Origin of the sequence: Streptomyces sp. NPDC048337, assembly GCF_043201175.1 — a bacterium.
Lineage (GTDB): Bacteria > Actinomycetota > Actinomycetes > Streptomycetales > Streptomycetaceae > Streptomyces.
The window spans coordinates 1-14,286 of sequence record NZ_JBICYR010000030.1; the positions used below are offsets into that span (position 1 = coordinate 1).

Below are 14,286 nucleotides of genomic sequence, written 5' to 3' on the forward strand. Positions count from 1 at the left end.
GGCGCCCTCGAAGCGGCCACGACCTACACCCCGTGGATCTACGGCCCCACGGCAACGCGCCTCCGCAAGGGCGCCACGCCCGAGGAGGACATCGAACCCCAGCAGTCCTTCGTCCAGCAGACCACAGGGGTCAACTCCCGCATCCTGCTCTCCGACGGACGCGGCTGGCGCCGCACCGCCATGGAAACCAAGTACGACACCCGAGGCTTCGCCGAATGGGTCTCGAACAAGGGAGACCTCGCTGATCCGTCCGACGACAGCTGCAGCCGCTACGAGTACGACTCGGACGAGACGCGCTGGATCATCGCCCGCCAGAAGCGGGTCGAGTCAGTCGCCAAGGCCTGTGACGCCACCAACCTTCAGCGCCCGGCGGACGTGACCGCGGACATCCGCATCTCCTACGACGCCGCCGGCAACGTGAAGTCCACGGAGTCGCTGACCGGGTACTCCAACGGCGCTCCGGTCTACCAGGTGGACGGCAGCGCGACCTTCGACGCCTACGGTCGCCCCAAGACCAGCACCGACGTGTTCGGCAAGGTCACCAAGCTCGACTACACCCCTGCCTCGGGTCAGATCGTCACCAAGGTCGTCACCACCAACCCGGCGGGTCACACCCAGACGACCGAGACCGACCAGGGCCGCGGATCGATCCTGGCCAAGCAGGACACCAACGGCCGCCGTCAGGTCATGCAGTACGACGGCCTCGGCCGCCTGCTCAAGGTCTGGTCCCCGGACCGCGACCCGCTCTCGAAGTCGCCCGACGGCGAGTTCTCCTACGACGTCCGCACCGACGGTCCGGTCGTCATCTCCAACAAGAGTCTCCTGGATGACGGCACCTACCGCACCAGCTACGACATCTACGACAGCAGCCTGCGCATCCGCCAGACCCAGATGGAGGCACTGGGAGGCGGCCGGCTCATCACCGACACCTTCTACAACAGCCTCGGCCAGGTCTGGAAGAGCAACGGCGCCTACTACACCGATGGCGCTCCCTCGGGCGTCCAGTGGGCACCGAAGGACAACGAGGTCCCGTCCTCGACGATGACCTTGTACGACGGCTCCGGCCGCTCGACCGCGCAGATCTCCCGCAAGTTCGGCCTGGAAACCTCCCGTACGACCACCACGTACGGCGGCGACAACATCACCGTCGACCCGCCCAAGGGCGAAACCCCCACCCGGGCCTTCCTCGACGGCGCGGGCCGCAAGACCGAGCTCCGCTTCTTCCGCTCGGACTCGCCCACCGGCGCGTACGACAAGACGCTCTACTCGTACAACCAGCGCGGCGCGCTGGAGTCGGTCGTCAACCAGGCGGGCGACAAGTGGGGCTTCGAGTACGACATCCGCGGTCGCCAGACCAAGCAGACCGACCCCGACAAGGGCACGTCGACGATGACGTACGGGCAGGGCGACCGACTGGCGACCGTCACGGACGCCAGGGGCAAGGTCGTCGCCCCGGAGTACGACGGCCTGGGACGCGTCATCGCCACCCATGAGGGTTCGGTGACGGGCCCGAAGCTGACGTCGACTACGTTCGACACCCTGCCGGGTGCCGTTGGCCTGCCGGTCGCATCGACCCGCTACGTGAACGGCAACGCCTACACGCAGGAGGTGACCGGCTACGACAGCGAGTACCGCCCGACCGGGACGAAGATCACCATCCCGGCATCGGAGGGTGATCTCTCCGGTTCGTACAACTTCTCCACCGGATACCGGCCGAACACCGGCCTGACGGCGTGGACGAACCAGCCCGCAGTCGGCGGCCTGCCCGCCGAAGTCAGCACCATGAAGTACAACCACCTCGAACTGCCCACCATCATGGGCATCCAGGGGAAGACCTTCGTCGGCAAGGTCGACTACTCGCCCATGGGCGACGTGCTGCGCACGGAATCCGGCCCCGCCGGATCCCAGATCTACTCGACCAACTTCTACGACGAGCAGACCCGCCTCCTCACCCGAACGGTCAACGACAAGGAACAGTCGCCGAGCCGGATCAACGACACGTCGTTCCAGTACGACACCGTCGGCAACATCCTGAAGATCACCGACAAGGAGGGTCCGGAGGCCACTGCGACCACCGACGTCCAGTGCTTCGCCTACGACTACCTGCGCCGCATGAACGAGGCTTGGACCGCCACGGACGACTGCGCGGCCCAGCCGAACGCATCCGGCCCCGGCTCCAAGCCCCAGGTCGGCGGTCCGAGCGCGTACTGGAGCTCGTACAGCTTCGACGCGGCCGGCAACCGCACCAAGGAGGTCCAGCACAACCCGACCGGTGACCTCACCAAGGACGTCACCCGCACCTACACCTACGGCACCCCCGGCCAGCCCGGCGCCAACGGACTGCAGAAGGTCGACACCACCGGACCGGGCGGCACCCGCACCGAGTCGTACACGTACGACGAGGCGGGCAACACCAAGACCCGCACCGTCTTGGGTGACACCCAGAACCTGGAGTGGGACGCCTCAGGTCAGCTGGCGAAGGTCACGAAGGGCACGGAGTCGACGGAGTTCGTGTACGACTCCGGCGGCAACCGCCTGATCAAGCGCGAACCGTCCGGCACCACGCTGTACCTGCCGGGCACCGAGGTCAAACTCACGACCGCGGGCAAGCTGGAGAGCACCCGGTACTTCGGCCACCCGGCCGGACCGACGATGGTCAAGACGGCCAAGGACGGCGTCATCACGACGTCGTACCTGATGACCGACCAGAACGGCACGGCGACCACCTCGGTGGACGCCACCACCATGGCGGTCACCCGCCGCAAGTTCACGCCCTACGGCGAGGTCCGCGGCGCGGCCCCGTCCATGTGGCCGGGCAAGAAGGGCTTCGTCGGCGGAGAGGTCGACGAGTCCACCGGGCTCGTGCATCTGGGCGCGCGTGAGTACGACCCTGCGACGGGCCGGTTCATCTCCGTCGACCCCATCGTCGACTTCAACGAGCCCAAGCAGCAGAACCCGTACGTCTACGCGAACAACTCGCCGGTGACGTTCAGCGACCCCAGCGGCCTGTCCATCGCACCGCCCGTGATGCCCATCAAGGACTTCACGGACGCCGAAGCCGCCTGGGCCAACATGATCCAGGGCAAGAGCGCCCTGGACATCGCCCTCGAAGTCGCCATGGGCATCCTCAAGGACGCCTCCGGCTACAACGACATCCGCGACTGCCTCGGCGGCGACTGGGGCGCATGCGCCGGACTCGCCCTCGACGCCGCACTCCCCTTCGCAGGACGCGCCAAGCGCATCCTCAAGGCACTGGACCGAGCCTGGGAAGCCTTCAACAGCTGGGCACAGAAACTGTCCCTGGCCCGCGACATCCTCAGGCGGGTCGAGCGCTACCAGCAGGCCATGGCCAAATACGCCGAAGACCTCGCCGAATGGAAACGGCAGATAGAGGAAGCCGCCGAACGAGCCAGAAAACTGGAGGAAGAAGCAGCAGCGGCCCGAAGAAAGGCACAGGAGGCAGCAGCCGCAGCAGCGAAGCGAGCCGACGAGGCCAAGGCCACGGCGGCCAAGCAGGGCAAGGCCTCCGCACAGAAGGCCAAGAAGGCCGACGGCGACGGCAAGGCGTCCAAGTCCTCGGAGACCAAGAAGGGCGATGGCCCGAAGAAGTCGCAGGGCAAGGACAACGACTCCGGCGGGTCGATGACCGAGGGCGCCAGCTGCAAGAACAGCTTTGTCCCCGGCACGAAGGTCCTGATGGGGGACGGCTCGGCCAAGCCCATCGAGGACGTCGAGATCGGTGACGAGGTCGTTGCCACCCGCCCGGAGACGGGGCAGACCGAGGTCGAGAAGGTCAGCGCCGAGTTCAATTCCCAGGGCTTCAAGAACCTCGTGGAGATCACCGTCGACACCGACGGCGACCCGGCGACGGCCGATTCCTCGGTAACGGCCACCGGAGGGCACCCGTTCTGGGTCGAGGACCTGGACGAATGGGTGGACGCCACCGACCTGCGGCAAGGCCAGTGGCTGCGCACCAGCGCCGGCACGGTCGTCCAGATCACCGCGGTCGAGCACCGGATGGCGCTGTCCGCAACCGTGCACAACCTGACGGTCAGCGACCTGCACACGTACTACGTGCTCGTCGACGACTCGCCCGTCCTGGTCCACAACAACAAGTGCGGTGGCCTGTCGAGCAAGTGGACCCAGGAGGAGAACCAGGGTTCCATCGACGGGAACGCGCCCGATTTGGCGTACAGCGGGATCTACGATCCCAAGACCGGACATTTCGAGGCTCGTCGCAGCGACCGGGATACCCCGGGCGGGATCCTGCCGCGGCGCGGCGGGCACGACATCCTGAACAAGGGCATGTTCGGCGATTCGCAGGACACGGTCGGGTTCACCGCGGTCATCCAGGAGGGCGGCGGCCTGCATGTGACCTGGCTGTCCCGCGGTGTCAACGGGCGGAACTTCCCGCAGCACGGAGGCTTCGCGCCGCCCGAGCACCGGGCCGCGATCCTCGGCGCCCTGCGGACCGCGACGGGCAGAAGGGTGACGGGCGATTGAAAACGACAATCCCCACGGTGAGCATCGGGACCTTCGAACTTCCGGAGGAGATCGTGGGCGCCATGCTCGCGGGCTCCTGGAAGTTCGAGCGGGCCGCCGGGTTCCTGACGGAGGTCCTGCCCGACCGTCCGACCGCCCAGGCAGTGCTGTACTCCCTGGAGGCGATGGTTCGGGAGACCGGTCACTGGTGGGCCGAGACTCCGGAACAGGCCTCGCTCTACGGAGCCGGCCCGGTTGCCGCCGACGGGTACGTGTCCGTCCCGGTGGCGGAATCGGTGCTGATCGGAGATCTCGGGTTCGACATGCCACTGGCACTGCACTACCGCGTCGGTGAGCCCGGCCCTCGGCTGATGTACCTGCCGGCCGGTGGTCCGGGCTGGATCGAGGTGGCACCGGACGTCCGGCCGTTGACTGACGCACTGCGCTGACGTCGGCGAGTCAGGAACCGATACGAAAGGGGTGATGCCCGCCGCCACCGGCGGCGGGCATCACCCCTTTTCCCTCAGCGGCGGCGCATGTCCGCCACGCGCGCCCGCTCCCCGGCCTGCTGTTCCAGCATCCCGGCGGGCGCGCTGCGGAGCTGCGCCGTCGGGCCGCCTCGCCTCTGGACCGGGAGGGGGGTGTCGCGGCGGGGTCGGCGGCCCTGCATGCCGTCCACCTGGCCGGGGGCGGCCGCGCCCGCGACCGTGATCTGGACGCCCTGGTCCGCCAGGGCCTGGAGCTCCGTGGCCGCCCGGTCGTCGTGCGGCGGGGGCTCGTCCGTGACCAGGCGGGTCATCACGTCCGTCGGCACCGTCTGGAACATGGTGTCCGTGCCGAGCTTCGTGTGGTCGGCCAGGACGACCACCTCCGCCGCCGCCTGGACCAGGGCGCGGTCGACGCTCGCGCTCAGCATGTTGGACGTCGACAGGCCGCGCTCGGCGGTCAGGCCGCTGCCGGAGAGGAAGGCGCGCGAGACCCGGAGGCCCTGGAGGGACTGCTCCGCACCACTGCCCACGAGGGCGTAGTTGGAGCCGCGCAGGGTGCCACCGGTCATCACCACCTCCACGCGGTTCGCGTGGGCCAGCGCTTGGGCGACCAGCAGCGAGTTGGTGACCACGGTCAGTCCGGGCACCCGGGCGAGCCGGCGGGCCAGCTCCTGGGTCGTGGTGCCCGCGCCGACGACGACGGCCTCGCCCTCTTCGACGAGGGAGGCCGCGACATCGGCGATGGCGGTCTTCTCCGCCGTCGCGAGATGGGACTTTTGCGGGAAGCCGGATTCACGGGTGAAACCGCCCGGCAGCACCGCACCGCCATGCCGGCGGTCGAGGAGTCCTTCGGCCTCCAGTGCCCGCACGTCCCGCCGTACGGTCACTTCGGAGGTCTGGACGACGCGGGCGAGCTCCCGGAGCGACACGGCTCCGTTGGCCCGCACCATTTCGAGGATCAATTGGCGACGTTCTGCAGCGAACACGAAACTGACAGTAACCCCAACGACCGTCTACTTTCAGCTCCTTGCGCCGGAATACCGAAGTTGTCCATACGGCGGGGCGACTAGTGGTATACGCGGCCGGAGAGTTGCGTGAACGGCCGGCCACGAGACGGCGCCCCGCCCCAAACCCCTTGCGGTATGCGGCGGTTCGAGCCGGTTACGCCTCCCCGGCGGCCTTCCGCGTGTGCAGCTGGCGGGCCACCTCCGCGATCGATCCCGACAGGGAGGGGTACACGGTGAACGCGTTTGCGATCTGCTCGACCGTCAGGTTGTTGTCGACCGCGATCGAGATCGGGTGGATCAGCTCGCTCGCGCGCGGGGAGACGACCACGCCGCCGACGACGATTCCGGTGCCCGGGCGGCAGAACAGCTTCACGAAGCCGTCCCGGATGCCCTGCATCTTGGCGCGCGGGTTGCGCAGCAGCGGCAGCTTCACCACGCGCGCGTCGATCTTGCCGGCGTCCACGTCGGCCTGGGTGTAGCCGACGGTGGCGATCTCGGGGTCGGTGAAGACGTTCGACGACACCGTCTTGAGGTTCAGCGGGGCCACCGCGTCGCCGAGGAAGTGGTACATCGCGATGCGGCCCTGCATGGCGGCCACGGAGGCCAGCGCGAAGATGCCGGTGACGTCGCCGGCCGCGTACACGCCGGGCGAGGACGTACGCGAGACCTTGTCGGTCCAGATGTGCCCGGAGTCCTTGAGCCGGACCCCGGACTCCTCCAGGTTCATGTCCTTGGTGTTGGGGATCGCGCCGACCGCCATCAGGCAGTGGGTGCCGGTGATGACCCTGCCGTCGGAGAGGGTGACCTCCACCCGGTCGCCGACGCGCTTGGCGGACTCGGCACGCGAGCGGCCGATGACGTTCATGCCGCGCCGCCGGAAGACGTCCTCGAGGACGGCGGCCGCGTCCGGGTCCTCGCCCGGCAGCACGCGGTCACGGGAGGAGACCAGGGTCACCCGGGACCCGAGGGCCTGGTACGCGCCGGCGAACTCGGCGCCGGTCACACCGGAGCCGACCACGATGAGCTCCTCGGGGAGCTCGTCGAGGTCGTAGACCTGGGTCCAGTTCAGGATCCGCTCGCCGTCGGGCATGGCGTCGGGGATCTCGCGCGGGGTGCCGCCGGTGGCGATCAGTACGGCGTCGGCGGTCAGGATCGTCTCCGTGCCGTCGGCGGCGGTGACGATGACGTCCCGCGTGCCGTCGATGCCCTGCGGCCCGCCGAGCTTGCCCCGGCCGCGTACGACACGGGCGCCGGCCCGCGTGACGGAGGCGGTGATGTCGTGCGACTGGGCGAGCGCGAGGCGCTTCACGCGCCGGTTCACCTTGCCGAGGTCGACGCCGACGACGCGCGCGGCCTGCTCGATGTGCGGGGTGTCGTCGGCGACGACGATGCCGAGCTCCTCGTACGACGAGTCGAAGGTCGTCATGACCTCGGCGGTCGCGATGAGCGTCTTGGAGGGCACGCAGTCGGTCAGGACCGAGGCCCCGCCCAGACCGTCGCAGTCCACGACGGTCACCTCCGCGCCGAGCTGGGCCCCTACGAGGGCCGCCTCGTACCCGCCGGGTCCGCCGCCGATGATCACGATCCGGGTCACGAAAACTCCGCCTCACGTCTACCCGGCCGGCTGCCGCCCCGACCGGTCGTCCGGGGGGTCTCCCCGGGGGATGCATTCCGTGCCCCATTGTCCCGCACGCTTCAAGGTGCTTCGCGCCCGGTCCCTCCATACGAGGACCCCGGGGCACCATCCGGGCACGCGTGCACCGGCACCCCTCCCGTACCCTCGACCTCATGTCGCTCTACGCCGCGTACGCCGGCAACCTCGACCCGCGGCTGATGACGCGCCGCGCTCCCCATTCGCCGCTGCGCGGCACGGGCTGGATCAACGACTGGCGGCTGACCTTCGGCGGCGAGCAGATGGGCTGGGAGGGCGCCCTCGCCACGATCGTCGAGGCCCCGCGCCAGCAGGTCTTCGTCGCCCTGTACGACATCGCGCCGCTGGACGAGGACTCGATGGACCGCTGGGAGGGCGTGGGGCTGGACATCTACCGCCGCATGCGGATCCGGGTCCACACCCTGGACGGCGAGGAGGCGGCCTGGTGCTACGTCCTCAACGGCTACGAGGGCGGCCTGCCGTCGGCACGCTACCTGGGGGAGATCGCGGACGCGGCCGAGTCCGCGGGCGCCCCGCACGACTACGTGATGGAACTCCGCAAGCGCCCCTGCTAGCCGCAGCCCGTGCGGTCCCCGGCCGGACCAGGGCCGTCCCGCGGGTGCGGCACCGCTGCGGGGGGGCTCCGCCCCGGACCCCGCGCCTCAAACGCCGGCGAGGCTGAAATTGCCCTGCGGGCAATCCAGCCCACCGGGCCGCAGATGCAAGCCAGGACAGCGTCCCGTCGGCGGCGCCGTACCGGCCCGAACACCCGTCGGGGACGATTCGGCGGAAACGACAAGGCAACGATCCGAACACCGTGAGCTGTGCCATCTACGCGCGTAGGCAATGCTCGGCTACGCTCGTCCGCGTGAACGCATCTGTTACCGACCCCTTCGCCGCCGCCTCCGCCGCCGCCGCCCGCCTCCGCGAGCTGACGGGCGCCGAGACCCACGATGTCGCCCTCGTGATGGGCTCCGGCTGGGCCCCCGCCGCCGAGGCGCTCGGCGCTCCCGAGGCCGAGTTCTCCGTCACCGAGCTGCCCGGGTTCCCGCCCGCCGCAGTCGAGGGCCACGGCGGCAAGGTCCGCTCGTACAAGATCGGCGACAAGCGCGCCCTGGTCTTCCTCGGCCGGACCCACTACTACGAGGGCCGCGGCGTCGCCGCCGTCGCCCACGGCGTCCGTACCGCCGTCGCCGCCGGCTGCAAGACCGTCGTCCTGACCAACGGCTGCGGCGGCCTGCGCCAGGGCATGCAGCCCGGCCAGCCGGTCCTGATCAGCGACCACATCAACATGACGGCCACCTCGCCGATCATCGGCGCGAACTTCGTGGACCTCACCAACCTGTACTCGCCGCGCCTGCGCGAGCTGTGCAAGCAGGTCGACCCGACCCTCGAAGAGGGCGTCTACGTCCAGTTCCCCGGCCCGCACTACGAGACCCCGGCCGAGATCAACATGATCCGCGTCATGGGCGCCGACCTGGTCGGCATGTCCACCGTGCTGGAGGCCATCGCCGCCCGTGAGGCCGGCGCCGAGGTGCTCGGCATCTCCCTGGTCACCAACCTGGCGGCGGGCATCTCCGGCGAGCCGCTGAACCACGAAGAGGTCCTCCAGGCCGGCCGCGACTCGGCCGCGCGCATGGGCAAGCTGCTGACCCAGGTCCTCGCCCGCATCTGAGGCACGGGCCCGTACGAGAAGCTAAGGCGGAAGTAGTGCAGGAACAGGCACAGGACGACCTGATCACCCAGGCCCAGGCCTGGCTGGCAGAGGACCCGGACCCGGAGACGGCGGCCGAGCTCGCCAAGCTCATCGAGGCCGGCGACGTGACGGAACTGGCGGACCGGTTCTCCGGCACGCTCCAGTTCGGCACCGCCGGACTGCGCGGCGAGATCGGCGCGGGCCCGATGCGGATGAACCGTTCCGTGGTCATCCGCGCCGCGGCGGGCCTGGCGGCCTACCTCAAGGCCCAGGGCCACGAGGGCGGCCTGGTGGTCGTCGGCTACGACGCCCGCTACAAGTCCGCGGACTTCGCCCGCGACACGGCGGCCGTCATGACCGGCGCCGGACTGCGCGCGGCCGTCCTGCCCCGCCCCCTCCCCACGCCCGTCCTCGCGTACGCCATAAGGCACCTGGGCGCCGTCGCCGGCGTCGAGGTGACCGCGAGCCACAACCCGCCCCGGGACAACGGCTACAAGGTCTACCTCGGCGACGGCTCCCAGATCGTCTCCCCCGCGGACGCCGAGATCGCGGGGCACATCGCCCGCGTGACGACACTCGACTCGGTCCCCCGTCCCTCGGAGGGCTGGCTCCAGCTCGACGAGGAGGTCCTGGAGGCCTACCTGACCCGCACGGACTCCGTCCTGACCCCCGGCGGTCCCCGGGGCGTGCGGACCGTCTACACGGCCATGCACGGTGTCGGCAAGGACGTCGTCATGGCGACCTTCGCCCGCCACGGCTTCCCGACCCCCGTCCTGGTCGCGGAGCAGGCGGAGCCCGACCCGGCCTTCCCCACGGTCGCCTTCCCCAACCCGGAGGAGCCGGGCGCGATGGACCTGTCCTTCGCGAAGGCCGCCGAAGTGAACCCGGACATCGTCATCGCCAACGACCCGGACGCGGACCGCTGCGCGGTGGCGGTGCCGGACAACGGCGGCTGGCGCATGCTCCGCGGCGACGAGGTGGGCGCCCTCCTGGCGGCCCACCTGGTCCACAAGGGCGCAGAGGGCACCTTCGCGGAATCCATCGTCTCTTCCTCCCTCCTCGGCCGAATCGCAGAGGCCGCAGGCCTCCCGTACGAGGAAACCCTCACGGGCTTCAAGTGGATCGCCCGCGTGGAGGGCCTGCGCTACGGCTACGAGGAAGCCCTCGGCTACTGCGTGGACCCGGAGGGCGTCCGCGACAAGGACGGCGTAACGGCGGCCCTCCTGGTGGCGGAACTGGCCTCGGAACTCAAGGAACAGGGCCGCACCCTCACGGACCTGCTGGACGACCTGGCGATGGCCCACGGCCTGCACGCCACCGACCAGCTCTCGGTCCGCGTCTCGGACCTCTCGGTCATCACCTCGGCGATGGCCCAACTCCGCGCACAGCCGCCGACGTCCCTGGCGGGCCTGCACGTCACCTCGACGGAGGACCTGACGCAGGGCACGGAATCCCTCCCGCCCACGGACGGCCTCCGCTACTACCTGGACGGCGACTACAAGGCCCGCGTGATCGTCCGCCCGTCGGGCACGGAGCCGAAGCTGAAGTGCTACCTGGAGGTCGTGGTCCCGGTACCCGAACCCTCCGACCTGCCCCCGGCCCGCACCCGCGGCCAGGAAATCCTGGACGCGATCAAAAAGGACCTGGCAGCAGCCATGGGCATCTGATCCTTTCCCGCGCCGCACTCCGTCCGTCGGCCCCCTGAGCTCCTCCTCGGGGGGCCGACGGCGTCTTTGGGGGATGCCCTACGCCCAGGTGAGGCGCTGCCCATCCGGACCGACGTGCAACTGCATCCGATCCGCCGATGGCCGCCCGTCCACCTGCCACTGGGCAAGGCGCTCGGTGATCCGGTCCCACAGGCCCGTCGTACCCCCCTGCCGGACCATCCACCTCGCACCGTCCCACCTGAATGCAATCAAGAAGGGCCTGGCAGCAGCCATGGGCATCTGACCCCAGCCCTCAACGGCCCCCTCAGGGAGCCGTCTCTTCTGCCTGGTGCAGTTCCCCAGCTCCCGGCCGCCCGGAGCAACGCCTCCGGCAAGTACTGATCGATGTAGTCCAATACCGGATCGAACAGGGCCCAGGAGTGTTCATCGGGGTGACCTGCGAATTGCACGCATGCATCATCGTTCCCTGCACCCAGACCATTGGTCGCGCCACAGTTCCCCAGCACTTCAACGGCGGACGGCGACTCGCCCGTGCGCCAGGAGGTCCACACCGCGCTGTCTTCCCGGTCCATGTCCAAGACCACATCATGATGGCGCCCACGGTGCGGCCCGAGGGTGCACCGGAGGCCCGGATCGACGAGCTCGAGAGCATCCCGCCCCTCGTCGGCGACCTGTACCGCGGCAAGGGCCAGCACCAAGGGCAGCTCACTCGTCGCCCCGCAGACATGCCGCGTCTCACCGTCGCGCAAGGTCATCACCCGGCGCCGCGAGGATCCGCAACCGGCGTTCACAGCCTTCGCCAAAGAGGCGGCGGGCGCGGTCGTGCTCGTCCGAGCACACGACAGCCAGCGCAGCCACCAACTGTTCCAGTGAGATGAAGCGTTCAGGTGGAGTCAGAATGACCCCACCCATGACCGCACGTCGATACCCGTCCATCAGACCTCCCGCGCTCTGGTCGCCGATGAACTCAGACTGCTCCGCCCGTGCGGACGTATCTGCCCATATCCCGGGACGGTTGGGCCGTCCCGCGCTATGTTCCACAGAACGCCCAAATGTCCAGTGGAGGACCCTTGAACACGGCCCTGAGTTCAGCTATGGCCGACGCTGGTATGAGGCCGCACCAGTTGGCTGATCGGGTAGGGGTGTCCGGGAGAACGGTCACTCGTTGGTTAGCAGATCCCGCGCTGGTCCCGCATGCTCGAAACCGTGCGGATGTGGCGCGGGTGTTGGGAGTTGAAGAGCGCATGATCTGGCCCGAAGCAGTGACCAGCCGCGTGAAGGTCGGGCAGGACAGGGAGCTGGTCCACTCGTACCCCTACCGTTCCGCGTGCCCTTCCACGACGTGGGCGAAGCTGGTCACCGAGACGACCGCCGACATGCTGCTGTCGGGGTACACGAACTACTTCTTCTGGACCACGATCCCCGACTTCTCCGGGATCATTCGAAAAAAGATCAAGAGCGGATGCCGGATCCGTTTCCTCTTGGGCGACCCGAACGGCGAGACCACTCGCCAGCGCGAGGCAATCGAGGACGCGGCCCTGACCGTCTCCACTCGCATCCGCATGACTCTGGAACAACTGGATCGGCTCGGCCCCCTGGACGGCTTGGAAGTCCGAGTCAGCGCCCCGGAAGACGCCACGAACCACGTCGGCCTGAGCGTGTTCCTTTTCGACTCCGACGCCCTCGTCACACCTCACCTCGCGCGCGTGATCGGGCATGACTCGCCCATGTTCCACCTCCGCCGACACGGCGAGGAAGGCATGTTCGACCGCTTTGCCGGCCATGCCGAGGAGCTGTGGGAGCGGGGCACCCCGTACGCGTTCGACCAACCCCAGACAGCCGGCGGACGCCGAGACGACAGGAGCGCGTAGCGATCCAATGCGCCGGGCTGCCCCGCAGGGCGATGAGGTCAGCATTTGGCGCAGGCACGAGCCTCAGGCGGCCGGCGGACGCCGAAGAGAGAGAAGCGCGTAGCGATCCGACGCGCCGGGCTGCTCCGCAGGGCGATGAGGTCGGCATTTGGTGCGGGCACCAGCCCCAGACGGCCGACGGCCGCCGGGAAGAGCGAAGCGCGTAGCGATCCGACGCGCTCGCCCGGCGCGGAATCAGCTGGACACCTCCCCGGCTGCCCGACGGGCGGAGCCCCGGCCCCTCGCCGCATCCCTGACGGGCCCGTCCCTTCACCCATCACCCGTGCCGTTCTTTTGGGGGCTTCCCGGCAGTCTTCGTTTTTCCGGGGCGGGTCGGCCTGTCAAGGGTGGCCGAAGGCCATCGCGCAAGCGACGCGACGACGAAGGAGGAGCGCCCTTTACAGGCCGACCCGCCCCGGAAGGACGATGAGACTGACGGGAAACCCCCAACCCTCCCTGAGACCGCCCAGCCGAGGCCCTGCCAATCGGGGTCCTGGCCGACGGGGCCAGGCGCCGCGCCACAAGGCGCCCCACCCACCGGCCGAGCCCGGGAGCCCGAGGGGAAAGCAGGCCCGCGCCGCAAAGCGACGCACCAGCCCGCACCCAGGGGGGCGGGTGGGCAGCCACCGACCGGGCCCGGGAGCTCGAGGGGGCAAAAGCCGGCCCGCGCGAGGCGACGTAAGCCACCACCCGCACCCGCACCCGCACCCGCAGCAGCCCCGCACGCTCTCAAGCCCCCGCCAAGGCCCCCGCCGAGCCCCCTACCGCCCCGCAGTCGCCCCCGCCGTAGCCCCCGCCGAGGCCGTAGGCCGGGCGATCTCCCCCAGCGTCAGGACCGACTCCGGCCGGGAACGGACCGCGTCCGTGCATTCCCAGGTGCGCGGCGGATCCGCGTTCGGGCCGCCCAGGACCACCGGTCCCGGCCCCGCCGACACCGCGTCGCTGCCCGCCAGCGTGCACACGATCTGCGACAGCGCCACCGGCGGCAGATCCTCCGGCTTGCGGCTCAGCCGTACCGTGCCCGCCGGGTCCCCCGCCCTCGGCGCGACCGCCGTCAGCCCCTCCGGGACCCCGGTCGTGAAGCCCGCGTCCCGCTCCTCCCCGGAGGGCGTCCGCTCCAGCGCCTCCAGCAGCGCCTGCGCGACGAGCGCCACGGGGTCCTTCAGCGTCCGCTTCTCCGGTACCGGAACCACCCGCTCCACGCCCACCAGCTGCGATCCGCAGACCAGTTCCACCGTGGCCCGGAAGCCCTGCACCCCGCTCTGCCCGCTCGGCTGCTCCGGGGTGTCGCACGACACCCGCGAGGGCGCCGGCCCCACGTCCACCGGCACGGTAGTCGCCCTGATCCCGCACCCGGAAACGGCGCCCGCGAGCAGACCCGTCGA

9 protein-coding genes are annotated in these 14,286 nt (G+C 69.8%); 6 read left to right on the top strand and 3 right to left on the bottom strand.

Annotation, left to right across the window (positions count from 1 at the left end; all coding sequences use genetic code 11):
- Together ACGFYU_RS33205 and ACGFYU_RS33210 are read left to right on the top strand one after the other, a co-directional pair.
- A partial coding sequence (locus ACGFYU_RS33205; RefSeq protein ID WP_393831009.1) for an RHS repeat-associated core domain-containing protein occupies positions 1-4,503 on the top strand: 4,503 nt, incomplete at its 5' end.
- Positions 4,504-4,520: 17 nt separating this feature from the next.
- Positions 4,521-4,931: a hypothetical protein gene (locus ACGFYU_RS33210; RefSeq protein ID WP_393831010.1), complete on the top strand. Its 411-nt coding sequence runs from the start codon at positions 4,521-4,523 to the stop codon at positions 4,929-4,931.
- Between the two features lie 74 nt (positions 4,932-5,005).
- On the opposite strand, the gene ACGFYU_RS33215 is transcribed toward ACGFYU_RS33210, so the two are convergent.
- Together ACGFYU_RS33215 and ACGFYU_RS33220 are read right to left on the bottom strand one after the other, a co-directional pair.
- Positions 5,006-5,956, bottom strand: coding sequence for a DeoR/GlpR family DNA-binding transcription regulator (locus tag ACGFYU_RS33215; RefSeq protein WP_393831011.1), 951 nt, complete (start codon positions 5,954-5,956; stop codon positions 5,006-5,008).
- Positions 5,957-6,131: 175 nt separating this feature from the next.
- The gene (locus tag ACGFYU_RS33220; protein ID WP_393831012.1) at positions 6,132-7,571 is read right to left on the bottom strand and encodes an NAD(P)H-quinone dehydrogenase; all 1,440 of its coding nucleotides are present in this window, start codon (positions 7,569-7,571) and stop codon (positions 6,132-6,134) included.
- Between the two features lie 194 nt (positions 7,572-7,765).
- Between ACGFYU_RS33220 and ACGFYU_RS33225 the strand changes: the two genes are divergently transcribed.
- The 4 genes from ACGFYU_RS33225 (at position 7,766) to ACGFYU_RS33240 (ending at position 12,862) form a co-directional block, all read left to right on the top strand.
- A complete protein-coding gene (locus tag ACGFYU_RS33225; protein ID WP_007266087.1) occupies positions 7,766-8,203 on the top strand; it encodes a gamma-glutamylcyclotransferase in 438 nt (145 codons plus the stop codon).
- A gap of 293 nt (positions 8,204-8,496) precedes the next feature.
- Positions 8,497-9,303 carry a purine-nucleoside phosphorylase gene (locus ACGFYU_RS33230; protein WP_393831013.1) on the top strand — a complete coding sequence of 269 codons (807 nt, stop codon included), beginning with the start codon at positions 8,497-8,499 and terminating at the stop codon, positions 9,301-9,303.
- A 35-nt stretch (positions 9,304-9,338) separates the two neighbouring features.
- On the top strand, positions 9,339-10,991 hold the full coding sequence (locus ACGFYU_RS33235; protein WP_393831014.1) for a phospho-sugar mutase: 1,653 nt from the start codon (positions 9,339-9,341) through the stop codon (positions 10,989-10,991).
- A gap of 1,244 nt (positions 10,992-12,235) precedes the next feature.
- A complete protein-coding gene (locus ACGFYU_RS33240; protein ID WP_393831015.1) occupies positions 12,236-12,862 on the top strand; it encodes an XRE family transcriptional regulator in 627 nt (208 codons plus the stop codon).
- An 800-nt stretch (positions 12,863-13,662) separates the two neighbouring features.
- Here ACGFYU_RS33240 and ACGFYU_RS33245 read toward each other — a convergent pair.
- A complete protein-coding gene (locus tag ACGFYU_RS33245) occupies positions 13,663-14,232 on the bottom strand; it encodes a hypothetical protein (protein ID WP_393831016.1) in 570 nt (189 codons plus the stop codon).
- Positions 14,233-14,286: the final 54 nt, after the last annotated feature.

Coding starts and splice junctions, on each gene's coding strand:
- ACGFYU_RS33225 (WP_007266087.1), top strand. CDS start 7,766: ATGTCGCTCTACGCCGCGTACGCCGGCAACCTCGACCCGCGGCTGATG.
- ACGFYU_RS33240 (WP_393831015.1), top strand. CDS start 12,236: ATGATCTGGCCCGAAGCAGTGACCAGCCGCGTGAAGGTCGGGCAGGAC.